Origin of the sequence: Bradyrhizobium sp. USDA 4538 (assembly GCF_024171045.1) — a bacterium.
GTDB lineage: Bacteria > Pseudomonadota > Alphaproteobacteria > Rhizobiales > Xanthobacteraceae > Bradyrhizobium > Bradyrhizobium australafricanum.
This window is the reverse complement of the sequence record NZ_JALJZE010000001.1, coordinates 4,925,091-4,946,042: the sequence shown is the minus strand read 5'-3', so window position 1 is coordinate 4,946,042 and position 20,952 is coordinate 4,925,091. Positions and strand designations below refer to the sequence as shown.

The 20,952-nt window shown below is 66.0% G+C and carries 23 protein-coding genes; 13 read left to right on the top strand and 10 right to left on the bottom strand.

Features of this window, described 5'->3' with window-relative positions:
• Positions 1-23 precede the first annotated feature (23 nt).
• The 3 genes from J2R78_RS22355 to J2R78_RS22345 form a co-directional block, all read right to left on the bottom strand.
• The gene (locus tag J2R78_RS22355) at positions 24-368 is read right to left on the bottom strand and encodes an endonuclease domain-containing protein (RefSeq protein ID WP_253606874.1); all 345 of its coding nucleotides are present in this window, start codon (positions 366-368) and stop codon (positions 24-26) included.
• An 80-nt stretch (positions 369-448) separates the two neighbouring features.
• Positions 449-1,678 carry a DUF1501 domain-containing protein gene (locus tag J2R78_RS22350; protein WP_253606873.1) on the bottom strand — a complete coding sequence of 410 codons (1,230 nt, stop codon included), beginning with the start codon at positions 1,676-1,678 and terminating at the stop codon, positions 449-451.
• Positions 1,675-3,258 (bottom strand): DUF1800 family protein, encoded by a 1,584-nt coding sequence (locus J2R78_RS22345; protein WP_253606872.1) that lies wholly within the window; start codon positions 3,256-3,258, stop codon positions 1,675-1,677. The genes J2R78_RS22350 and J2R78_RS22345 overlap by 4 nt, the downstream gene beginning before the upstream one ends.
• Positions 3,259-3,585: 327 nt before the next feature.
• On the opposite strand from J2R78_RS22345, the gene J2R78_RS22335 reads away from it, so the two are divergent.
• Positions 3,586-4,260: an HAD family phosphatase gene (locus J2R78_RS22335; protein ID WP_253606870.1), complete on the top strand. Its 675-nt coding sequence runs from the start codon at positions 3,586-3,588 to the stop codon at positions 4,258-4,260.
• Between the two features lie 99 nt (positions 4,261-4,359).
• Here the strand turns inward: J2R78_RS22335 and J2R78_RS22330 are convergent, their stop codons facing one another.
• Positions 4,360-4,962 carry a TetR/AcrR family transcriptional regulator gene (locus tag J2R78_RS22330; RefSeq protein ID WP_253606869.1) on the bottom strand — a complete coding sequence of 201 codons (603 nt, stop codon included), beginning with the start codon at positions 4,960-4,962 and terminating at the stop codon, positions 4,360-4,362.
• Between the two features lie 87 nt (positions 4,963-5,049).
• On the opposite strand from J2R78_RS22330, the gene J2R78_RS22325 reads away from it, so the two are divergent.
• On the top strand, positions 5,050-5,841 hold the full coding sequence (locus J2R78_RS22325; protein ID WP_253606868.1) for a crotonase/enoyl-CoA hydratase family protein: 792 nt from the start codon (positions 5,050-5,052) through the stop codon (positions 5,839-5,841).
• A 118-nt stretch (positions 5,842-5,959) separates the two neighbouring features.
• On the opposite strand, the gene J2R78_RS22320 is transcribed toward J2R78_RS22325, so the two are convergent.
• Positions 5,960-6,667, bottom strand: a complete 708-nt coding sequence (locus tag J2R78_RS22320; RefSeq protein ID WP_253606867.1) for a glutathione binding-like protein — start codon at positions 6,665-6,667, stop codon at positions 5,960-5,962.
• Between J2R78_RS22320 and J2R78_RS22315 the strand changes: the two genes are divergently transcribed.
• From J2R78_RS22315 to J2R78_RS22305, 3 genes are read left to right on the top strand one after another with little or no spacing between them, the layout of a single operon-like run.
• Entirely contained in the window at positions 6,666-6,845 is a 180-nt protein-coding gene (locus tag J2R78_RS22315) for a hypothetical protein (RefSeq protein WP_253606866.1), read from the top strand. The two genes, J2R78_RS22320 and J2R78_RS22315, sit on opposite strands and share 2 nt — an antisense overlap.
• A 48-nt stretch (positions 6,846-6,893) precedes the next feature.
• Positions 6,894-8,009: an MBL fold metallo-hydrolase gene (locus J2R78_RS22310; protein WP_253606865.1), complete on the top strand. Its 1,116-nt coding sequence runs from the start codon at positions 6,894-6,896 to the stop codon at positions 8,007-8,009.
• Positions 8,006-8,662 (top strand): SCO family protein, encoded by a 657-nt coding sequence (locus tag J2R78_RS22305; protein WP_253606864.1) that lies wholly within the window; start codon positions 8,006-8,008, stop codon positions 8,660-8,662. The genes J2R78_RS22310 and J2R78_RS22305 overlap by 4 nt, the downstream gene beginning before the upstream one ends.
• A gap of 85 nt (positions 8,663-8,747) precedes the next feature.
• Here the strand turns inward: J2R78_RS22305 and J2R78_RS22300 are convergent, their stop codons facing one another.
• Positions 8,748-8,981, bottom strand: a complete 234-nt coding sequence (locus J2R78_RS22300) for a hypothetical protein (RefSeq protein WP_253606863.1) — start codon at positions 8,979-8,981, stop codon at positions 8,748-8,750.
• A gap of 112 nt (positions 8,982-9,093) precedes the next feature.
• Here J2R78_RS22300 and J2R78_RS22295 point away from each other — a divergent pair, with 112 nt between their 5' ends.
• The 8 genes from J2R78_RS22295 to J2R78_RS22260 all read left to right on the top strand — a co-directional run bounded on the left by J2R78_RS22295 (position 9,094) and on the right by J2R78_RS22260 (position 18,047).
• Positions 9,094-9,996 (top strand): LysR substrate-binding domain-containing protein, encoded by a 903-nt coding sequence (locus J2R78_RS22295; RefSeq protein WP_069276582.1) that lies wholly within the window; start codon positions 9,094-9,096, stop codon positions 9,994-9,996.
• Entirely contained in the window at positions 9,989-11,209 is a 1,221-nt protein-coding gene (locus J2R78_RS22290) for an NAD(P)-binding domain-containing protein (RefSeq protein WP_253606862.1), read from the top strand. The genes J2R78_RS22295 and J2R78_RS22290 overlap by 8 nt, the downstream gene beginning before the upstream one ends.
• Positions 11,122-12,417 (top strand): acyltransferase, encoded by a 1,296-nt coding sequence (locus J2R78_RS22285; protein WP_253606861.1) that lies wholly within the window; start codon positions 11,122-11,124, stop codon positions 12,415-12,417. Before J2R78_RS22290 ends, J2R78_RS22285 begins: the two co-directional genes overlap by 88 nt.
• 391 nt (positions 12,418-12,808) lie before the next feature.
• Entirely contained in the window at positions 12,809-13,972 is a 1,164-nt protein-coding gene (locus J2R78_RS22280) for an IS4 family transposase (RefSeq protein ID WP_253605569.1), read from the top strand.
• 142 nt (positions 13,973-14,114) lie between these two features.
• Positions 14,115-14,402 (top strand): hypothetical protein, encoded by a 288-nt coding sequence (locus J2R78_RS22275; protein WP_253606860.1) that lies wholly within the window; start codon positions 14,115-14,117, stop codon positions 14,400-14,402.
• Positions 14,399-14,602 carry a hypothetical protein gene (locus J2R78_RS22270; protein WP_375167050.1) on the top strand — a complete coding sequence of 68 codons (204 nt, stop codon included), beginning with the start codon at positions 14,399-14,401 and terminating at the stop codon, positions 14,600-14,602. The genes J2R78_RS22275 and J2R78_RS22270 overlap by 4 nt, the downstream gene beginning before the upstream one ends.
• 112 nt (positions 14,603-14,714) lie before the next feature.
• Positions 14,715-17,627, top strand: a complete 2,913-nt coding sequence (gene uvrB, locus J2R78_RS22265) for an excinuclease ABC subunit UvrB (RefSeq protein ID WP_253606859.1) — start codon at positions 14,715-14,717, stop codon at positions 17,625-17,627.
• A 3-nt stretch (positions 17,628-17,630) separates the two neighbouring features.
• Positions 17,631-18,047, top strand: coding sequence for a pyridoxamine 5'-phosphate oxidase family protein (locus J2R78_RS22260; protein ID WP_253606858.1), 417 nt, complete (start codon positions 17,631-17,633; stop codon positions 18,045-18,047).
• Between the two features lie 27 nt (positions 18,048-18,074).
• Here J2R78_RS22260 and J2R78_RS22255 read toward each other — a convergent pair whose 3' ends face one another.
• From J2R78_RS22255 to J2R78_RS22240, 4 genes are all read right to left on the bottom strand, one after another.
• Complete coding sequence (locus tag J2R78_RS22255; RefSeq protein WP_141343020.1) at positions 18,075-18,575, bottom strand: GNAT family N-acetyltransferase; 501 nt, start codon at positions 18,573-18,575, stop codon at positions 18,075-18,077.
• 269 nt (positions 18,576-18,844) lie between these two features.
• Complete coding sequence (locus J2R78_RS22250) at positions 18,845-19,036, bottom strand: hypothetical protein (protein ID WP_172646835.1); 192 nt, start codon at positions 19,034-19,036, stop codon at positions 18,845-18,847.
• 116 nt (positions 19,037-19,152) lie between these two features.
• A complete protein-coding gene (locus J2R78_RS22245) occupies positions 19,153-19,386 on the bottom strand; it encodes a hypothetical protein (RefSeq protein WP_057019037.1) in 234 nt (77 codons plus the stop codon).
• A 420-nt stretch (positions 19,387-19,806) separates the two neighbouring features.
• A complete protein-coding gene (locus J2R78_RS22240; protein ID WP_253606857.1) occupies positions 19,807-20,925 on the bottom strand; it encodes an alpha/beta fold hydrolase in 1,119 nt (372 codons plus the stop codon).
• Positions 20,926-20,952 lie beyond the last annotated feature (27 nt).

Below are 20,952 nucleotides of genomic sequence, written 5' to 3'. Positions count from 1 at the left end.
GAGAGGGTTGGGGTGAGGGGCATCTATCCGCGCAACTCAGTCTGAATTGTAATCAACACACCCTCGACGTTGCCGAGCACATCGTTGTTCCAGAAGCGAAGCACGCGATAGCCCTCCCCGGTGAGATACCGGTCCCGGACCACGTCTGCAGCTGAGTCCGCGTGCTGACCGCCATCCACTTCGATCACGAGCCGTCGCTCGCGGCAGACGAAGTCGCAAATGTAACTCCCGACCGGCACCTGCCGTGCGAACTTATGGCCATCAATCTGGCGATTGCGGATGCGATTCCAAAGCACGGTCTCCGCGTCCGTTTGATTGGCGCGCAGCCCTCTCGCGAGTCGGATAGGTGTTTCCTTGCGGCCACGCATTGCCCTGCCCCTCACCCGGAAGCAACGCGATGCGTCGCTTCCGACCTCTCCCCGCAAAGAGCGGGGAGAGGTTGAGGAAGTCAAGCCACCAGCCCCTTCATCGGCTTTACCGGGGCGCTGTCCGGAAACACGGCATCGGCCAGCACGCGCTCGCCGAGGCCGAACAGGTCGTGCAGCACGCCCTTGATCACAGCGCGCAGGTCGGTGGTCGGGGCGAGGTCGCGGGCCTGGTAGAGATTGGCGGGCTTGAGGCCGGGCCAGTCGGTGATCATGCGGCCGCCATTCACCGCGCCGCCGGCGAGCAGCGCGATGGTGCCGGTGCCGTGGTCGGTGCCCTCGGTGCCGTTGATGCGCGCGGTGCGGCCGAACTCGGTCGCGACCACGATCACGGTGTCGCGCCAGCGCGCGCCGAGGCCGCTCTGGAATTCCGCCAGCGCGCCGTCGAGGCCGCCGAGCAGCTGCGCGAGGCGGCCGACCGGCCCGCCTTCATTGGCGTGGGTGTCCCAGCCGTCGAAGGCGAGCGCGCCGATCCGCGGGCCGTCATCGGCCGCCATCAGTTTCGCGGCGCCGCGCGCCACGAGGCGCATCGCCGCCACGCCGCCCGCCCCGGGCTTCGGCTTCATCTCATCGCCCTGCGCCTGCTTCTCGAGCTGCACGCCTTGCGTCAGCGCGCTCGCCAGCGCCGGATCGCGGTGCTGATAGAGATCGAGCAGGCGCATCGCGGTGTCGTCGGCGGCTTGCGGCAGCGCGGTCGGGGCCCACCCCACGGTTGGCGCCGCGCCGCGCAGCACCAGCGGCGTGGTCGGGCCGACCGCGAGCGCGCTCGTCACCCGCTCGCCTTTCGGCAAGGCTTCGAGCGCGCGGTTGAGCCAGCCGGACTGCACGCGGCCCGGACCGGGGAAGCCGCTCTCCAGCACATCCTGGCCATCGAAATGCGAGCGATCGCGATACGAGGTCGCCACCGCATGAACCACCGCGGCCTGCTTGGCGCGATACATCCGCGAAAATTCCGGCATCGCCGGATGCAGGCCGAAGAACTGATCCAGCATCACCGCCGCGTTCGGGCCATCGGGGCGCAGCGCGATCGCGCCGTGCAGGCCGGCATAGTCGGGGTCGCCGACCGGGGCGACCGTGGCAAGGCCGTCGAGCGCGCCGCGCAGGATGATGGTGACGAAGCGCGGGTCGCGGCCATCGGCGGCGCGCGCGAATTTCGGCAAATAGGCCCAGGCCGCAAACGAGGCGCCGCCGAGCAGCAGCGCGCGCCGCGACGTCGCCTGCAGCATCAGGCTCTCGGAGCATCCCATCGTCATCTCCTCTGGAACTCGGGCGACATCAACAGCAGCGCCAGCGCCTGCTGCCGCGATTCCGCGCGCTCGATGGTGCGCCGCGTCTCGAGCGAGGCGGCATCGGCGGCAATGAGCTCGAGCAGGTCGCGCGGGTCGAACCGGTCGGCGAGCTGGGAGGCGACTTGCGCCGAGATGTCGAGCCTGAGCTTGACGCCTTCAGGTGCCGCCCAGGCCGCGGCGGTGTCCGGAAAACCGTTCGGCCCGGCCGGCGACCACAAGGGCTGGCCGAGTACGTTGAGGCCGTTGAGATAGCGGCCCGGATCCTCGGGATTGCGCGCCAGCAGGCGGCCGGAAGCGACCAGGAACTCGTAAGGCGAACGCATCTTTGTCAGTGGCGCCTGCCAGGCCTCGCTGGACTGAACGAGCGCGGTGGCCAGCGCCCGGAGATCGCCGTCCGTTTTCGTGAACATATCCTGCAGCCTCGCCACCAGCGCCGGCGGCGGATCGTCGGCGACGAAGTGGCGCGCGAGTTTGGTCGCAATGAATTTTGCGGTCGAGGGATGCCGCGCGATGTCCGACAGCACCGCCTCGCCCTGCGCGACGCCGGCCTGCGCGTAGGTCTTGCCGAGCACCCGCTGCGGTCCGGGCTGGTGCGCATTGGCATTGAACACGAAGCTGCCGGGGGTGCCGAGCTGGCCACGGCGGCCGGCAAAGGTCCAGCCGGTGATGACGCGCGCCAGCGACGTCACGTCGTCCTGGGTGTAGCCGCCGCCGACGCCGAGCGTATGCAGCTCCATGATCTCGCGCGCGAGGTTCTCGTTCAGGCCGCGATTGCGGTTGATGCCAGCGCGCGACTCCGGGCCGAGCGATTGCTGATTGTCGAGAAAGAACAGCATCGCCGGATGCTGCTCGACGGCCTTCAGCATGTCCGGGAAACGGCCGAGCACATGCGGACGGATCGCCTCGCGCTCGAACGAGCCGGCCCACATCCGCGCCAGCGCGCCCTTGTTGGCGGAGATGCAGAAGTGGTTGGACCAGAACACCACGAGCCGCTCGACGAAGCCGCAATCGGCGACCACGCCGCGCTGCAGGCGCGCCAGCGCCTCGGCGCGGAACGTCTTCTGGATGATGTTGAGCGGTTCCGCCGGCGGCTTGGGGGGACCGGGCACCGTCTGCATCGTCGGAGGCTGCATCGGAGCCGACGGCGTCATCGCCGCGTTGGCGCCATCGGCGCCCTGCGCCTGCATTGTCGGATCTTTTCCGGCGATCTCCTTGGCGGCAGTGGACAGCGACAGATTGCGCCGCTGCGGCGACTTCGTGTCCGGCCCCTGCGGCGATGTCTCGCTCGCGCCCTGCTGCGCGGCCTTCGCAGCATTGCGCGCCTGCTGGATCTCGAACTGATAATCGAACACCTGCTTGCCGAGTTCGGGTGTCGAGAGCAGGCCCGGCACTTCGAGCAGCGCGCCGTTCGGACGCGCCAGTTCCGCCAGCACGAAACCGCGCGGATCGGAGGCCGCGTTGATGAAGTCGCCGGACGCCCCGCCGCGGGCGCCGAATCCAAACCGGTTGAGGGCAACCAGCGCGGCTTGCGAATCACGGGCCATCAGAATTCCCTTGACGATTTCCTTGGCGGCCTATCCCGGCTATATCAGTTGCCTGGCATCATAGCGCGGTCCGGGATGAACCCGAGATTAATTCGCGCATTAAATCGCGGTTAGAATGGACCTCTCGTCAAACGATCGTTCCCAACCAGCATCTCCGCGCCGGCTTGCCTGCACGGCATGCGGCAGCGAATTTTCCTGCTCGCTCACGGGGTCGTGCTGGTGTTCCGACGAGAGCTTCCGCCTGCCGATGCCGACCGACGGCGGCGACTGCCTGTGCCCCGCATGCTTGCGGAAGCTCGCGGAACAGCAAGCAGCGGTGAGCGCCACGTGAAGGCACGCTGGACCGTCGACGCCGTCCTGCTCGACATGGACGGCACGCTGCTCGACACCGAGAAGGTCTACTTCGACAGCCTGGTCGCGGCGCTGAACGTGTGCGGCTACACCGACGACGTCGTCGCGCTGTGCCATTCCATGGTCGGCCTTCCCGGCCCGGTCTGCGAGGCGATGCTGCGCGATCATTACGGCGCGACGTTTCCGCTGGAGGCGGTCAACCTGGCCTTCCTCGAACATCGCGATCGGATGATGCGGTCGGGCCTGCCGCTCAAATCAGGCACGCTCGCTCTGCTCGATGCGCTCGCGCTTGCGGAGCGCCCGATGGCGATCGTCACCTCGTCATCGCGCCGTTCGGCCGAACGCAACCTCACCCTCGCCGGCATCCGCGCGCGCTTCGACACGCTGCTGACGCTTGACGATGTCGCGCAGGGCAAGCCGGATCCCGAGCTCTATCTCAAGGCCGCCGCGCGGCTCGGCGTGACGCCGGCAGCCTGCATTGCGGTGGAAGACTCCAACCACGGCGTGGCGGCCGCCCACGCCGCCGGCGCGATCACGCTGATGGTGCCGGACATGGCGCCGCCGACCGACGAGACCCGCGCGAAATGCGCAGCCGTGTTGCCGGACCTCAACGCCGTGCTGGCGCTGCTGCAGGAGCGCGGCGCGCTTTAGCCGTCATTGCGAGACGGTCTCGCCGCAGGCTGCTGCACCTCTCCCGCTTGCGGGGCAGGGAGCGCACCGCCTTCGCGACTACCATTCAACCTACTCTCGTCATGTCCTAACCCCGCTTACGCCCTGCTTCCCCAGCGCCGTCTCGATCAGTGTGCGCGCGGCCTCGCCGGCGGTCTCCATGTAGCTCGGGTCGCGATGCAGCAGCACCACGGCGAACGATCCGTCCAGCAGCAAGAGGATCTGCCGCGCCAGTTTGAGCGGATCGGCGATGCCCTGCTCCGCGAAGGTCGCGCGCAGCCAATCCTCGAACTTCTTCTTGTGCGCGGCACCGATCCGGATCGCGGGATGCCCGGGCATGTTGGCGAGCTCCGCGGAGGTGCGCAGGAAGCCGCAGCCCTTCCACTTCGGATGCCGCGCCGAGCGCGCGAGGTTCTTGAAGATCGCCTCGACCTTCACCGCCAGGCCGCCCTCGGCCTCCGCGAACCACTTTCGGAACAGCGCGAGATTGGGCTGGTCGCGCGCGGCGAGATAGGCGGCGACCAGATCGTCCTTGCTCTTGAAGTGATAGTACAGCGTGCGCTTGGTCAGGCCGGCCTTGGCCGCGACCTCGTCGACGCTGACGCGGCGGATCCCTTCATTGTAGAACAGCGCGCTTGCCGCCTGGACGATGCGCTCGCGGGTGGGCTCGGAAGGTCTGGGCATTCTGCGTATGTATACTAACCAGTGAATATACACAAATTGCGTCTGGCCCTACATTCGGCTCGACACACAATTGCTGGAGACTGCATCATGCCCGAACCCATCCTGCTCGATATCACCGACGGGATCGCCCTGATCACCCTGAATCGTCCGGAGCAACTCAACGCGCTGAATTATGCACTGATCGATCAGCTGATGGCCGCGCTCGACCGCATCGAGGGCGACGCTGAGGTGCGCGCCGTGATTTTGACCGGGGCCGGCGAGCGCGCCTTCTCGGCCGGCGCCGACATCAAGGAGTTTTCCGAGAGCGTCAAGCAGGGCTCCGCCGTCGCGGTGCGCGACTTCGTCCGCCGCGGCCAGGCCATGACCGCGCGGCTCGAGGCATTCAAGAAGCCCGTGATCGCCGCAATCAACGGGCTCGCCTTCGGCGGCGGCTGCGAGATCACCGAGGCGGTGCACCTCGCGATCGCCAGCGACCGTGCGCTATTTGCAAAGCCCGAGATCAAGCTCGGCATGCCCCCGACCTTCGGCGGCACGCAGCGGCTGCCGCGACTAGCGGGACGCAAGCGCGGACTTGAATTGCTGCTGGCGGGCGATCCGTTCCCGCCCGAGCACGCGCGCGAGATCGGGCTGGTCAATCAGGTCGTGCCGCATGATCAGCTGCAGACGGCCGCGCGCGAACTCGCCGGCCGGATCACCAGGCATTCGCCCGGATCCGTCGCCGGCACCATCACCGCGGTGACGCGCGGGCTCAACATGCCGATTGCCGAGGGCCTTTTGGTCGAGAGCGAGCAGTTCGCCGCGCTGGTGCCGGGCCGCGATCTCGCCGAGGGGCTCGCGGCGTGGAAGGAACGGCGGCCGGCGAGGTATGTCGGGGCTTAAAAACCCGCGAGTGCTACATCCGTCATTGCGAGCGAAGCGAAGCAATCCATCGACCCGCATACGCGGAAAGATGGATTGCTTCGTCGCTTCGCTCCTCGCAATGACGGAGGAGTTCGCCCTACCGCACCACGGCCGCGGTCTGCCCGAACAAGAGCTTGCGCTCTTCCTCGGTGCGGATCGCGGGCTGGCCGAAATTCGGATTGACCTCCTTCGCCTTGGCATAGGCGCGCACGGTCGCCGGGCGCTTGCCGATCGTCTCCAACCAGCGCTTCAGATGCGGGAAATCGTCGATCTCCTGGCCCTGGTTCTTGTAGGGCACGACCCACGGATAGCTCGCCATGTCGGCGATCGAGTAGTCGCCGGCGACGAATTCGCGGTCGGCGAGCCGCTTGTTGAGCACGCCGTAGAGCCGGTTGGTCTCGTTGACGTAGCGGTCGATCGCGTAAGGCAGCTTCTCGACGGCGTAGTTGCGGAAATGGTGGTTCTGCCCGGCCATCGGCCCGAGCCCGCCCATCTGCCAGAACGTCCACTGGATCGCGTCATAGCGGCCATGGATATCGGCCGGCAGGAATTGTCCGGTCTTCTCGGCGAGATAGAGCAGGATCGCGCCGGACTCGAACAGCTGTAGCGGCTTGCCGCCGCCCTTCGGCGCGTGATCGAGAATTGCGGGGATGCGGTTGTTCGGCGCGATCTGCAAAAACTCCGGCTTGAACTGATCGCCTTTGCCGATGTTCACCGGGAAAATCCTGTACTCCAATCCGGTCTCCTCAAGGAACATCGTTACCTTGTGACCGTTCGGCGTGGACCAGTAGTGAAGGTCGATCATGGGCGTGATCCTGCATTGCCAGGGACTGCCGATGCCGCGCATCGGCGAGAAAGATGCGAATGCATTGACTTGGGCGCATAACCGCACCCAAGTCAATGGCGCGCGCATTGCACCGCGCGCGAATGTGATCTGCGGCCAGCGCAAGTGCCCGATTGAGCCGCGTCCCGATTGCTCCTAGGCTCAACGTGTTTGGTATTGAAAAGTTTTCAGAACACGGGGGATTGCGATGACACGGGATTTGGCACGACGTGATTTCCTGAAAGGCTCGGCGGCGATCGCCGGCGCAGCAGCCGCGGGCGCCTTCTCCTGCGTCGAGATCGCGAGCGCCGCACCGATCGAGGTGCCGACCGTCGACAAGCTCTCGATCCGCGTGCTGGTCGATTCCAGCTTCGATTTGTTCTTCAAGCCGAAGCAGTCGGGTGGCGTCACCATCGCGCCGCCGCCGCGTTCCGCCGACTACCAGAAGTCGCTGCACAATGAATGGGGCCTGTCGCTGTGGCTGGAGTCGGAAGCCAAGGGCGCACAGCGCACGCTGATGCTCGACTACGGCTACACGCCGGAGGTGCTGCTCAACAACATGGCGCTGGTCGGCGTCGATCCGGCGAAGCTCGACGGCCTGATCGTGAGCCACGGGCATTACGATCATTTCGGCGGCCTCAACGGCTTCCTCGACAAGTTCCGCGACAAGCTACCGGCCGACGTGAAGCTCTATGCCGGCGGCGAGGACAATTTCTGCCACCGCGTCAGCGCAACGCCGACCAAGGGCCAGTTCAACGATTTCGGCACGCTCGACCGCCGCCAGCTCGCGGCGCAGCGCGTCACCACGGTGCTGTGCGAGACCCCGACCGTGATCGCGGGCCATGCCTTCACCACCGGCAAGATCACCCGCCGCAGCATCGAGCGTGTGCTGCCGCAGACCTGGGTCGAGTTCGGCATCAAGGACGGGCTCGGCTGCAATGCCAGTCAATATCTGCCGGCCGAGATGGACGGCAAGATCGTGCCCGACGAGCACATCCATGAGCACGCCACCTGCTTCAACGTGCGGGACTTCGGCCTCGTCGTGATCTCGTCCTGCGGCCATGTCGGCATCGTCAATTCGGTGAAGCAGGCACAGGAGGTCTCCGGCATCCAGAAGGTGCACGCCATCGTCGGCGGCTTCCATCTCGGACCGGCGCCGAAGGACTACCTCACCGAGGTCGTCGCCGAGATCAAGAAGCTCGACCCCGACGTGCTGATCCCGATGCATTGCTCCGGGCTCAACTTCGTGCAGGAGGCGACCGCGCAGATGGGCGACAAGGTGCTGGTCACGACGACGGGCAGCCGCCTCTCCTTCGGCATATGATCGCGCCGATCCAGCGCGTCATTGCATTCGCTGGCGCGGGCCTGGCATTCGCCGGCGCCGGCCTGTGGCTGACGCTGGCGCCGGTGCTGGCCGCCGATGCGCCGCCGCAATCGGCGCGCTCGGCCGCCGAGATCATGGACATCCTGATGTGGAACAGGGAGCCGGTCGGCGGCCCGTTCGCGCTGACCGATCAGGCCGGCCATGAACGCACCGACAAGGAGTTTCGCGGCAAGCTGATGCTGATCTATTTCGGCTTCACCACCTGCCCCGACATCTGCCCTACCGATCTGCAGGCGATCGCCCTGGCGCTCGACAAGCTCGGCCGCGACAGCGATCAGGTGCAACCGATCTTCATCACGGTCGATCCCGAGCGTGACACCGCGGCGCATCTCGCAGACTACGTGCCGATGTTCCACCCGCGCCTGATCGGACTGACCGGCAAGCTGGATGCGATCCGCAAGCTCGCTGATGCCTACAAGGTCTACTTCGCGCGGGTGCCGCTGAAGGATGCCGGCGACTACACCGTCGATCACACTGCCTACATCTATCTGATGGACCGCGAGGGCAATTATCTTGGCTTCTTTCCGCCGGGGACGTCGGCCGACCGGATGGTCGAGATCATCCGGCCACGGCTCGCCGAACCGGGACGCTAGTGCCGCAACGGCAGTGCCCTCCCTCTCCCGCTTGCGGGGGAGGTGAAGAAAGCAGTTCGACAGGCGGATCGGACCAATCACGGCCTCAAAGCATCCGCCCGTGCGCGCGCAAGAATGTCTCGCCGCTTTCCGTCACCATTACCCGCATGCCCTCGACCGAAGGTCGGCGCGCGACGTAGCCGCGATCGACGGCGTCCTCCCAGATCGTCAGCCGCGGGCATGAGGTGCGCCAGACCTCGAGCACCTCGGCATAAGGCCGCGGCTCGCGCGCCAGCCACTCGACAAGATCGAGCACCAGGGCGTCTGTGGTCTCTGTCATGTGGTCCTCGCCGGGGTCAGCAGGGATTCACTGTCTCCGGTATTTCTGCGCCGCTTGGCCTCTTCCGGCAAACTGAGTTATCTTGACCTTGCATCAGTTTTCCTGAGGGTTCATGCGGCGACTGCTCTTCCTCAACGGCATCAAGGCGTTCGAAGCGGCGGCGCGGACCGGCAGCTTCGCGGCGGCGGGCAGCGAGCTCAATGTCTCGGCCGCCGCGATCAGCCGGATGGTGCATCTGCTCGAGGAGCGGCTCGGCGTCGCGCTGTTCGAGCGCAAGGCCAACCGCCTCGTCACCACTCCGGCGGGCCGCGCCTATCAGGGCGGGCTGACGCCGATCTTCGACGCGCTGGCGAGCCTCACCGCGCAGGTCACGGCATCCGCGAGCGCGCGGGTGCTGACCGTCGGCGTCGGACCGACCTTTGCGCTGAAATGGATGATCCCGCACCTTGCCGAGTTCCGCAAAGCGGAGCCCGACATCGAGGTGCGGATCACGACCGGCGGCATGGCGGTGCCTTTCGCCGACGACTGGAGCTGCGGCATCCAGCTCGGCGACGGCCAGTGGCCGGGCCTCGTCGCCGAGCCGCTGTTTGCCGCCGACCTGATGCCGGTGTGCACGGCGCGGCTCGCCAACACCCTGAAGCGCCCCGCCGACCTCAAGGGCCCGAGCCTGATCCGCGTCGCGCATTCGCCCGACGACTGGCCGTCCTGGCTGAAGGCCGCGGGCGTGCCGCGCCTGACCGCGCGCGGGCCGGAATTCCAGTTTTACGGCCAGGCGCTGCAGGCAGCTAGCGACGGGCTCGGCATCGCGATGGGCATCCGGCCCTATATCGACGACGATCTCGCCGCCGGCCGGCTGGTGGCGCCGTTTGCGCTCAGCGTGCCGAAGGGCATGCGCTGGTATCTGGTCTATCGCGGCTTCCACGCCGAACAGCGCGATTTCGCCGCGTTCCGGCGCTGGATCATCCGCGCCGCGGCGGAGCCCGCGGCCCGCCGCAAGGGATCGCGCAGTGCCTGACGAGACCGTCGATACGCTGGTGATCGGCGGCGGCCAGGCCGGGCTCACCATGAGCCATCGGCTGAAGCAGCGCGGCATCGCCCATCTGGTGCTGGAGCGGGGTCGCATCGCCGAGCGCTGGCGCAGCGAACGCTGGGACGGCCTCATGTTCCAGTTTCCGAACTGGTCGGTGCGGCTACCGGAATTTGCGTTTCCGCACAGCGATCCCGACGGCTTCTCGGACACCGCTGCCATCATCGCCTTCATCGAGGACTACGCCGCGTTCATCGCGCCGCCGATCCGCTGCGGCGTCGCGGTCACGAAGTTGCGCCGCGACGCCGGCGGTTTCCTCGCCGAATTTGCCGGCGGCAGCATCGTCGCCCGCAGTGTTGTCATCGCCACGGGCCCCTATCAACGGCCGCTGCGGCCGGACCTCCTGCGCGATCACCCCGGCCTGTTCCAGGTCGATGCCGCCGGCTACAAGAATCCGGCGCAATTGCCTGACGGCGCAGTGCTGGTGGTCGGTGCCGGCGCCTCGGGCGCGCAGATCGCCGAAGAGCTGATGCGCGCCGGCCGTGATGTCTTCCTCTCGGTCGGACGTCACAACCGCCTGCCGCGCCGCTATCGCGGCCGCGACCTGATCTGGTGGCTGGCCGAGATGGGCATCGACCGGACGCCGGTCGAGCAGCGCGGCCCGTCGCGGCTGCTGCCGGTGATTTCCGGCGCCCATGGCGGCCACACCGTCGATTTCCGCCGCTTCGCCGCCGGCGGCGTGACCCTGCTCGGCCGCGTGACGGCGGCGCGCGACGGCGTGCTCGAGATCGCGCCCGATCTCGCCGCCAACATCGCCAATGGCGACGCCTATTACGCGACGTTCCTCGGGATCGTCGACGACTTCGTCGCGGCGCGCGGCCTCGATCATCCCGAAGATCCCTTGGCGCGCCTCCGTTTGCCCGATCCGCCGTGCCTCACCGCGCCGCTCAATGCGATCGACCTCCGCGCCGCGCGGATCAGGAGCGTGATCTGGGCCACCGGCTACGGCCTCGATCTGAACTGGATCAACATACCGGTGCTGGATGCCGACGGGGCGCCGCGACATCGCCACGGCGTCTCCGACGTGCCGGGCCTCTATTTCCTCGGCCTGCAATGGCTGTCGAAGATGAAATCCTCGTTCCTGTCAGGCGTCGGCGACGATGCCGCCGTGCTCGCCGACCACATCGCCGGCCGCGGCTAGCTGGAGGCGGAAGACCGGGCAATATCGAGCAGCCCGAGGCTGCCGCGGCCGGTAACCTTAGACGAAAGGTCGTTGCTCGCTTCAGTTGTCAACGAAACCGGACGACTGTAAGGGTTGCAAACCACCTCAACGGGTGGCCGCATATTGAAATTGATATCAGGTTGAGCATGGGTCCAATTGCTGGTCCGCGCCCGGAGGAGGATTCTGCCGGGCCACGCTCCGAATCGCTCGATGCGCTAAGGGGCCTCGCGATCTCGGCGGTCATTGCCCGCCACTACTTCGAATTCAAGTACGGCATGCTGGGCGTCGACCTGTTCTTCGTCGTCAGCGGCTTTTTGATCGGCGGCATCCTGCTCGATAGCCGCGAACAGCGCGGTTACTTCTCGTCGTTCTATGGCCGGCGCGCGTTCCGGATCCTGCCGCTGTACTGGCTGCTGCTGTTGATCGCGACGCCCGATCACTGGGGCTATTACCTGTTCTTCCTGCAGGCCGTGCCGTGGTTGCAGTTCGGTTATCCCATGACCGAGCCGACATTCGTCAGCTGGACACTCGCGATCGAGGAGCAGTTTTACCTGATCCTGCCGCTCCTGATCTGGTCGCTGCCGCGGGAATGGCTGGTCCGCGTCCTCTGGTGCGGCGTGCTGATCGCCCCGGCCTGTCGCTGGCTGTTCCACGCGCACCTGCCCGACCTCTCCTGGGAGTTTTTGCTGCCCTGCCGGCTCGACGAGCTGTTCGGCGGCGTTCTGCTGGCGTGCTTTGTGCGCGGCTACTGCCGCTCCCCTCTAGTGTGGGCAGCGCTCGCCTGCGTGCCGATGCTTTGCGATCTGACCTATGCGGCGGCGTTTGGACCGTTCTCCTTCCTCGGGATATCGGCGTTCGCCTGCGGCGTCATCGCGTGGGCCGGGATCAACGTACAGAAGACGGTGTTGCTCAAGCCGTTCATCTGGCCCGGGCGCCGCTGCTATGCGCTCTATCTCTTCCACCTGATCGTGCTGAACATCTTCCTGTCCCTCGATTTTGGTGCATGGTCGGGTCTCATCGCGCTTCCGATCGTCTGCGTCCTTGCCGAGATCAGCTGGCGCGCGATCGAATCCCCGCTCATCGACTACGCGAAACGCCGGTTTGCGCGGGTTCGGCCGGTCGCGCGGCCGGCCTGCTGTCGGTGCGACACAAGAAAGCCCGCGAACGCCGAAGCGTCGCGGGCTTAGCAGGATGGCCGCGCCGCCGGGCATGGCGACGCCGCAGGCACAAACGCTAAAGATTGCCGGCTGGCGGCATTCCCTCGATCATGTGGCGCAACATGGCAGTCGCCTGTTGGGCGTCGAACAGATTGGTCCCGCTCGGTTCATGCTTCGCCGGATGAGCGGTGTGCTCGTTGTACGTCGCTGCACCTCTCCCGCTTGGGAGGTCGTATCGTATCGAAGATGCGATACGGGTGGGGGCTCTCTCCACACTGTGACTCGTGGAGAGAGCCCCCACCCCAACCCTCCCCCGCAAGCGCAGGGGTGTCCGGGGAATGATTCACTGTGTCGCGGTGCATGCTCGGCAGGACCGAGGCAAATCGGTCTTTTCTGGTTGTCGAGACACAGAGGGCCGAGCATGCGATATCGCGGTAGCATTTTTGGAAGGCTGCTTGAACCGATCAATCGACGGCAGTTTCAGACGGTTGTGGATCGTCTGGACGGGGATGCCTACGACAAGTCGTTCAGGAGCTGGGATCATCTGGTGGCGCTGATCTATGCCCAGCTTAGCGGCAACAGCAGTCTGCGCGGGGTGGTGACTGGCTTCAACGCCAATTCGCAGCATCACTATCACTTGGGAACCGGCAAGCTGTCGCGCTCGACGTTGTCCGATGCCAATGCCCGCCGTCCGATCGGCATTTTCGCGCAAACCTTTGCGGCGCTGTCGGCGATGGCGCGTCGCCAGCTGCGGAGTGAAGGCATGGAGATGGTGCGTCTGATCGACGCCAGTCCGATCCCGCTCGGCAAGGTCTGCAGTTGGGCGACGTGGAACGGCCGCATCCGCGGCATGAAGCTGCATGTCGTCTACGACCCAAGGAGCGATGTCCCGACCTGCGTCGAGATGACGGCCGCGAACGTCAATGACATCGAGATCGGCCGACAGACCCCAATCCAGCCCGCCACCACCTATGTGTTTGACAAGGGCTATTGCCGTTTCGACTGGTGGCAGAAGATCAATGATAGCAAGGCTTTCTTCGTTACCCGGGCGAAGACGAGCATCCGTCTTCGCTCGCTCAGGCATCGCGCCATCCGCAAGCGTAACGGGGATGGCTTCGAAATCCTTGCCGATGACGAGGTGAAGCTCACCAGCAAGGGCGATTCGCGCCTTCCAATCCCGCTCCGCCGCATCAAGATCAGACGCGAGAAAGGCGGCAAGATCACACTCCTGACCAACGACCTTGTCCGTAGCGCCGTCGAGATCGCCGCCCTCTACAAGAGCCGATGGCAAATCGAGCTGCTGTTCCGCTGGATCAAGCAGCATCTCGATATTCGCAAGTTCCTCGGCGCCAACGACAACGCGATCCGCCTTCAGGTGCTCGCTGCGATGATTGCCTACCTGCTGCTGCGCATCGCCGCTCACACCAACTGCATCAAAATGCTCCCGCTCAGGTTCGCCGAACTCGTCGGCCAGCTCCTGCTCACGCGTCGATCCCTCGCTGCCATCGACAAACCTCCGCCCATCAACCCCAGCCGTCGGAAATCAACCATCTCACCTGACCAGATGGAGCTCCGCTATGCCTGAATTTCCCCGGACACCCCTGCCGCAAGCGGGAGAGGGAGCGCACCGCCGTCGCAGCCGCTATTCGACCATCTCCACGCGCTCAAGGCTCCGGGTTCCTTTGCTGCGCGGAAATAAACCCGGCGAGTTGTGAACTGCTTCACATTTGGCGCAGCGCGCTCGTGCTTCCTATGAGAAGGGCGTTTCGAGGTCGCACATGATTTACAGCGGTTTTGAGATCAAGTCGTTCGAAGTGGGGAAGGGGCAATGGCACGCCAGGGTTCAACGGGTCGATCAAAGGCCGGTCGTCATCGATGGCATGCTGTTTCCGACGCTCGACATCGGCTTTGCGTGGTCCGATCCGGATGCGGCGATCGCCGACGCGAAGCGGGCTATCGACCGGTTCCCGCAACGCTATGGCATGACAATGCCGGCGGCCGAAGCGTCGGCGTGACCGGCAACGTCGTGGTTGCCGTCCCGCAATGCGAGCCGAATCCGGCCTGGCCGGCGCAGGTCCGCACCAGCTGCCCGGAATGCGCCGCATCGCTTTCGCTGCTGCGCGTGATCCCCGGCCGCGCCGCCGAATACTGGACCATGCGCTGCGACGGCTGCGGCGGGATCCATCTCGACATCGTCGACCTGCCGCGGGCCTGAACTCCGCGACGGCGCCCCCTGCTGACACCCTGCTGTCAGCAGCCTCGCCCGTGCAGCTATCTAGCCGTCGTTTACCCTTTTCTCGCTGCCGGACTCGTCCCATATTCGGGGCATGGCGAAGACACCGAACACTCCGAAAAAGCCCGGCAAAACCCCCAAATCCAAAGCACACCGGCCCGAGGTCCTCCCGATCGGGCCCGCGCTTGCCGAATTGCTCAATCCCGCGATCAACCGCGGCGATGCCGGCATGGGTTCGGGCACCGGCCTGCAGCCGCCGCCGGACAATTCCTGGGACCGTCGCGCCGGCGGCGAGGCCGCCGCGCATCGCGCGCGGGCGTCGACGCGCGAGACCAGCGAGGACGTCGCCAGGCGCGATACCTCGGGCCTCGGCGAGGCCCCGCAGGCCAATTACGGCACCTCGGCCACCATCCCGACCCTCGATCCGGAACTGGCGCGGCAGCTCGGCCTGCCGACCGCCGAGGATGACGAGGAGGCCTTGGCACGGCCGCCGCGCAGCAAGATGGAGGCGCTCGGCGTCAAGGCGACTGCCGACGCGCTGGAGAACCTGATCCGCGACGGCCGCCCGGAATTCCGCAAGGACGACGGCTCGATGCGGGTGTGGACCCCGCACCGCCCGCCGCGCCCGGAGAAATCCGAAGGCGGCGTGCGCTTCGAGATCAAGTCCGACTACCAGCCGAAGGGCGACCAGCCGACCGCGATCGCCGAGCTGGTCGAGGGCATCGACCGCAACGACCGCACCCAGGTGCTGCTCGGCGTCACCGGCTCGGGCAAGACCTACACCATGGCCAAGGTGATCGAGGCGACGCAGCGCCCGGCGCTGATCCTGGCGCCGAACAAGACGCTGGCCGCCCAGCTCTATGGCGAGTTCAAGAACTTCTTCCCCGACAACGCCGTCGAGTATTTCGTCAGCTATTACGACTACTACCAGCCGGAAGCCTACGTCCCGCGCACCGACACCTATATCGAGAAGGATTCCTCGATCAACGAACAGATCGACCGCATGCGTCACTCGGCGACGCGCGCGCTGCTCGAGCGCGACGACGTCATCATCGTCGCCTCGGTGTCCTGCATCTACGGTATCGGCTCGGTCGAGACCTACACCGCGATGACCTTCGCCTTGAAGAAGGGCGAGCGCATCGACCAGCGGCAATTGATCGCCGACCTGGTCGCGCTGCAATACAAGCGCACCCAGGCCGAGTTCACCCGCGGCACCTTCCGCGTCCGCGGCGACGTCATCGACATCTTCCCGGCGCACTATGAGGACCGCGCCTGGCGGGTGAACCTGTTCGGCGACACCATCGAAACCATCGAGGAGTTCGATCCGCTCACCGGCCACAAGCAGGACGAGCTCGAATTCATCAAGATGTACGCCAACTCGCACTATGTGACGCCGCGCCCGACGCTGGTGCAGGCGATCAAGTCGATCAAATCGGAGCTGAAGCAGCGCCTCGACCAGCTCAACGACCAGGGCCGCCTCTTGGAGGCACAGCGACTCGAGCAGCGCACCACCTTCGATCTCGAGATGATGGAGGCGACCGGAAGCTGCGCCGGCATCGAGAACTATTCGCGCTATCTCACCGGGCGCCGCCCCGGCGAGCCGCCGCCGACGCTGTTCGAATACGTGCCGGACAACGCCCTGATCTTCGCCGACGAAAGCCACGTCACCGTGCCGCAGATCGGCGCCATGTTCCGCGGCGACTTCCGCCGCAAGGCGACGCTCGCCGAATACGGCTTCCGCCTGCCCTCCTGCATGGACAACCGCCCGCTCCGCTTCGAGGAGTGGGACATGATGCGACCGCAGACGGTGGCGGTGTCAGCGACGCCGAGCGGCTGGGAGCTCAACGAATCCGGTGGCGTGTTCGTCGAGCAGGTGATCCGTCCGACCGGGCTGATCGATCCGCCCGTCGACATCCGCCCTGCCCGCACCCAGGTCGACGATCTCGTCGGCGAGGTGCGCGCGACCGCGGCGGCCGGCTATCGCTCGCTGATCACGGTGCTCACCAAGCGCATGGCGGAGGACCTCACCGAATATCTGCATGAGCAAGGCATCCGCGTCCGTTACATGCACTCGGATATCGACACGATCGAGCGCATCGAGATCATCCGCGATCTCAGGCTCGGTGCGTTCGACGCGCTGGTCGGCATCAACCTCTTGCGCGAGGGCCTCGACATTCCCGAATGCGCGCTGGTCGCGATCCTCGATGCCGACAAGGAAGGCTTTCTGCGCAGCGAGACCTCGCTGATCCAGACCATCGGCCGCGCCGCGCGCAACGTCGACGGCAAGGTGATCCTCTATGCCGACAGCATGACCGGCTCGATGGAGCGCGCGATGGCCGAGACCACGCGGCGCCGCGAGAAGCAGGTCGAGTACAACGAGGCCAACGGCATCACGCCGGAGAGCGTGAAGAAGTCGATCGGCGACATCCTCAACTCCGTCTATGAGCGTGACCACGTGCTGGTCGAGATCGGCGACGGCGGCATGGCCGACGACGTCATCAGTATCGGGCATAATTTCGAGGCCGTGCTGAGCGATCTCGAAACGCGGATGCGCGAGGCCGCGGCCGATCTGAACTTCGAGGAGGCCGCGCGGCTGCGCGACGAGGTCAAGCGACTGCGCGCCACCGAGATGGCCGTGGTCGACGACCCCACCGCCAAGCAGCGCAACGTGCAGAAGCAGGCCGGCGCCTATGCCGGCACAAGAAAATACGGCGATGCCGCCAACCTGCCGGTCAGCGCATTGAAGAACAAGTCGGCGCAGACCTCGCTCAAGGCGAGCCGCGGCGGCAAGTCCGGCTCACGCATCCACAAGCCCGATCTCGACGAGATGCACGGCCCGGAATCGCTGCCCTTCCGCCCCAGCGGCGCGCTGCCCGCAAAGCCGTTCGGCACCACGAGCCGCATCATCCAGCCGACCGACTCGCGGCAGTCGGGGCCGGAGTTCGGCCCGTCGCCGCGGTCGAGCGGCGGCGCGCCGGGCAAGCGGGGCGGGTGGAAGAAAAGGTAGATCATGACGCGCGCCGAGCTGTTCGCCTTCCTGCGGATGCATCGGCTCGCGGTGGTCAGCACGGTTCACAATGGCGCGCCCCAGGCGGCGGTCGTCGGGATCGCGGTCAGCGACGATCTTGAGATCATCTTCGACACGCTGACCACCTCGCGCAAATACCAGAACCTCCGCGCCGATCCGCGCGCGGCGCTGGTGATCGGCTGGGACGCCGAGCAGACCGCGCAGGTCGAGGGCGTCGCGGACTTCCCGAGCGGCGCGGAGCTCATCGCCTGCAAGCAGGTGTATTTCGCGGCGTGGCCCGACGGGCCGGAGCGCGAGACATGGCCGAACATCGGCTATGTGCGGATACGGCCGAACTGGGCCCGGTTCAGCGATTTTGGCGCGGTGCCGGCGCGGATCGAGGAAATGACTCTGCCGTAAGCCACGTCGTCTTGAGGCGGTACCTGATCACGTCACATCGAACGCCGCATGGTACTTCACATCCCCCTTCGGCGGATCGCCCTTCAGCACCAGCCGCTGAAAGTACGGGCTGGGCTCGCCGCCATAGGTCAGCGCGGGATCGCTGACAAAGCCGAAGCGGCTGTAATAGGCGGGATCGCCGAGCAGGACGCAGCCGTCAGCATTCATCGCCGCGAGGCGAGCAAGTCCCGCGCGGATCAGCGCGCCGCCGGTGCCCTGCCGTTGCAGGTCGGGTGCGACCGAGACCGGGCCAAGCCCATACCAACGTCCTACTACACCTTCGATCCGGACCGGCGAGAACGCGACGTGGCCGAAGATGCTGCCGTCGTCGGATACAGCGACCAGAGAAATCGTCAGCGCGTCAGCCTGGCGCAGCGCCTCGACGATGCGGGCTTCGGTGCCGCTGCTGTGCGGCGCTGTTGCGAATGCGGCCGCCGTGATGCGGCTGATCGCGGCGGCGTCTTCGGGGCGTTCGTCCTTGATCTGCATGCTCGCAGATAAGGCCGATCGGCAACGGCGCGCAAGGGAAGCGCAAAGCTCGGGCAGATCATGTCGCGAGAATGCGGAGGTATGACTCACCGGCCGAACCACATATTCGGAAGTCGTCCTGGCGAAAGCCAGGACCCATTACCACCGGCTTTGGTTGTCGGCAGGGCCGCGGCCCCAGTGTCGCGCAACAATTCGCATTTGGGGTAATGGGTCCTGGCTTTCGCCAGGACGACGCCTGAGGATGTGGCGCCGCCTCGCGCCCGCGCGCCCTACCCCGATCGCTTGTTGCTGGTGTTCTGGGTCAGATTGCCGTGCGCGGCCTGCTCGCGGATGTTGTGCTTCTCGTCGTCGCGATGGCCCTTGGTGGTGTCGATGGGAACGCTGGGGGTGCTGCCGGGGCCCTTGTGGCTCTTGTTGTCGTCGGGAACGGGCTGGATGGTCTTTGTCTTTGGTTTCGTCATCATCGTCTCCGTTACGCATGGAGACAACGCGGCCGGTGCGGACGGCGTTCCCGGAATGTGCTTCAAGTTTCTGGAGCGTGGCTTCACGCTCCCGGAACGTGGCGTCACAACCGACCCTACAGTTTCTCCTGCTGCGCGGGCTGTGACTGCGGCTGCTGCTGGCGCTGCTGTTTGGCGTGATGGCGGCCGTAGAGGCAACCGGCGGCGGCGCCGAGCATGCCGTGATGGCCCGCATAATGACCGGCGACGCCGCCGACGATCGCACCCTTGATGCAACCCTTGGCGTCGGCAGGCGACGCCAAGGCAAACCCGCTGACGGCAATGACGGACGCGAGGACAATCGATTTCATGATACGGCTCCAATGCAATGCTGCCGCATCAACGGCGCAGCGGCACGGCCGGTTCCGGGAAGACGAAGCGGTTCACCATCGACCCCGCCGCCGGCAACGCGGCGCCGTCGGATTAGCTGTTGTCGAACGCACCGCGACAGCGAGCCGGCGCGATTTCACCGGCCGGCCCCGGAGGAGCTCAAGGCCTCGTGGCCGGTGTCGACGCCGGCTCACCATCGCGCGGTGCGCGCTCGCATGATTTATTTGGAGACAACCAGGGCGGCGACGGCAAGCGGCATGGTGTTTCTCATACGGAACTCCTGATCGCGGATGCGTCGCCCACGCCGAACCAACCGGGGGCGCGGGCGGAGGTTTCATTAACTCGCGGACAGCTGCCCGCCGCATGCCTCCACGTCTGCGAGGCGCGGCCGGTTCAGCCGATCACTCCAGTTTCTTGCCGCCGTCGGTCACGCCGTCGAGGAACACCCCGGTTTCGCGGTTGAGAAACTCGACATCCGCCGGGAAGAAGCCGCCGGCCGAAGCGTGGCCGGTAACGGTGCCCGGGCTGATCGTCTTGATGGTCACGCCTCCGATGTTCTGGCCCATCTGGTTCGGCTCGAATTCGGGGTTGAGCAGGTCCTTGGTGCCGGTGAGGATCAGCGTCTTCGCCTTGATCGAAGCCAGCGCCTTCGCGGTGTCGCCGCCGAACCCGGCCGTGGTGCCGACATCGTGCCGGTCATAGGCCCAGCTCTGGTAGATCCAGTCGTTGGCGTCGAACAGCTTCCACAGCGCGGTCTCCTGCTCGGCCATCCAGGGCAGCACGTCGGGGCCGGACTTGAACTGCGCCGCATACATGTCGGGCGTGCGCGCCGCGAGCAGCGCGACGATATCGCGGAACAGCTTGAGGCCCTTCTCCGGCGGCGCCTCGTAATTGCCGTCCTTCCACGCCGGATCGTTCATGATCGCCTTGCGCGAGGCCTCCATCACCGCGACCGACCAGGCCGGCGTCTTCGCAAGCGGCACCATCGCAACCAGCGCGTCCATGAAGTCCGGATGGCTGACGCCCCATTGCAGCGCCTGCATGCCGCCCATCGAGGGGCCGACCACGGCGACGACATGGTCGATACCGAGCTTCTCCTTCATCAGCCGATACTGCGATTCCACCATGTCGCGGATCGCGAATTTCGGGAACTGCATCCGCGGCTGCGCCTTCGAATTGCTCGGCGACGTGGTCAGCCCGTTGCCGATCGCATCGGTGCAGACGATGAAATACTTGTCGGGGTCGAGCGCCTTGCCGGGGCCGATCATGAAATCGAGCCGGTGATGATTGCCCGAGATCGCGGTCACCATCAGGATGGCGTTCGACTTCTTCGCGTTCAGCGTGCCGTGGGTGACGTAGGAGATCGAGAAATCCTTGATCGCCTCGCCGCTCTCGAGCTTCAGGTCGCCTTCGTTGTAGAGCTGGTGGGCAGGCTGCTGCGGCGTGTGTGCGAAGGCGGGCGGGATCGCCGGGCATGCCAGCAGCGACAGGATCGCGGCGAAGTGGGTGATGCGCTTCATTGGTCTCTCCCCATCGGGGCGGCTCTG

Bases quoted from the DNA above. Each gene is read 5' to 3' on its own strand.
- J2R78_RS22355 (WP_253606874.1), bottom strand. From the start codon at position 368: ATGCGTGGCCGCAAGGAAACACCTATCCGACTCGCGAGAGGGCTGCGC.
- J2R78_RS22350 (WP_253606873.1), bottom strand. From the start codon at position 1,678: ATGACGATGGGATGCTCCGAGAGCCTGATGCTGCAGGCGACGTCGCGG.
- J2R78_RS22345 (WP_253606872.1), bottom strand. From the start codon at position 3,258: ATGGCCCGTGATTCGCAAGCCGCGCTGGTTGCCCTCAACCGGTTTGGA.
- J2R78_RS22330 (WP_253606869.1), bottom strand. From the start codon at position 4,962: ATGCCCAGACCTTCCGAGCCCACCCGCGAGCGCATCGTCCAGGCGGCA.
- J2R78_RS22325 (WP_253606868.1), top strand. From the start codon at position 5,050: ATGCCCGAACCCATCCTGCTCGATATCACCGACGGGATCGCCCTGATC.
- J2R78_RS22315 (WP_253606866.1), top strand. From the start codon at position 6,666: ATGGGCGTGATCCTGCATTGCCAGGGACTGCCGATGCCGCGCATCGGC.
- J2R78_RS22320 (WP_253606867.1), bottom strand. From the start codon at position 6,667: ATGATCGACCTTCACTACTGGTCCACGCCGAACGGTCACAAGGTAACG.
- J2R78_RS22310 (WP_253606865.1), top strand. From the start codon at position 6,894: ATGACACGGGATTTGGCACGACGTGATTTCCTGAAAGGCTCGGCGGCG.
- J2R78_RS22305 (WP_253606864.1), top strand. From the start codon at position 8,006: ATGATCGCGCCGATCCAGCGCGTCATTGCATTCGCTGGCGCGGGCCTG.
- J2R78_RS22300 (WP_253606863.1), bottom strand. From the start codon at position 8,981: ATGACAGAGACCACAGACGCCCTGGTGCTCGATCTTGTCGAGTGGCTG.
- J2R78_RS22295 (WP_069276582.1), top strand. From the start codon at position 9,094: ATGCGGCGACTGCTCTTCCTCAACGGCATCAAGGCGTTCGAAGCGGCG.
- J2R78_RS22285 (WP_253606861.1), top strand. From the start codon at position 11,122: ATGGCTGTCGAAGATGAAATCCTCGTTCCTGTCAGGCGTCGGCGACGA.
- J2R78_RS22280 (WP_253605569.1), top strand. From the start codon at position 12,809: ATGCGATATCGCGGTAGCATTTTTGGAAGGCTGCTTGAACCGATCAAT.
- uvrB (WP_253606859.1), top strand. From the start codon at position 14,715: ATGGCGAAGACACCGAACACTCCGAAAAAGCCCGGCAAAACCCCCAAA.
- J2R78_RS22260 (WP_253606858.1), top strand. From the start codon at position 17,631: ATGACGCGCGCCGAGCTGTTCGCCTTCCTGCGGATGCATCGGCTCGCG.
- J2R78_RS22255 (WP_141343020.1), bottom strand. From the start codon at position 18,575: ATGCAGATCAAGGACGAACGCCCCGAAGACGCCGCCGCGATCAGCCGC.
- J2R78_RS22250 (WP_172646835.1), bottom strand. From the start codon at position 19,036: ATGACGAAACCAAAGACAAAGACCATCCAGCCCGTTCCCGACGACAAC.
- J2R78_RS22245 (WP_057019037.1), bottom strand. From the start codon at position 19,386: ATGAAATCGATTGTCCTCGCGTCCGTCATTGCCGTCAGCGGGTTTGCC.
- J2R78_RS22240 (WP_253606857.1), bottom strand. From the start codon at position 20,925: ATGAAGCGCATCACCCACTTCGCCGCGATCCTGTCGCTGCTGGCATGC.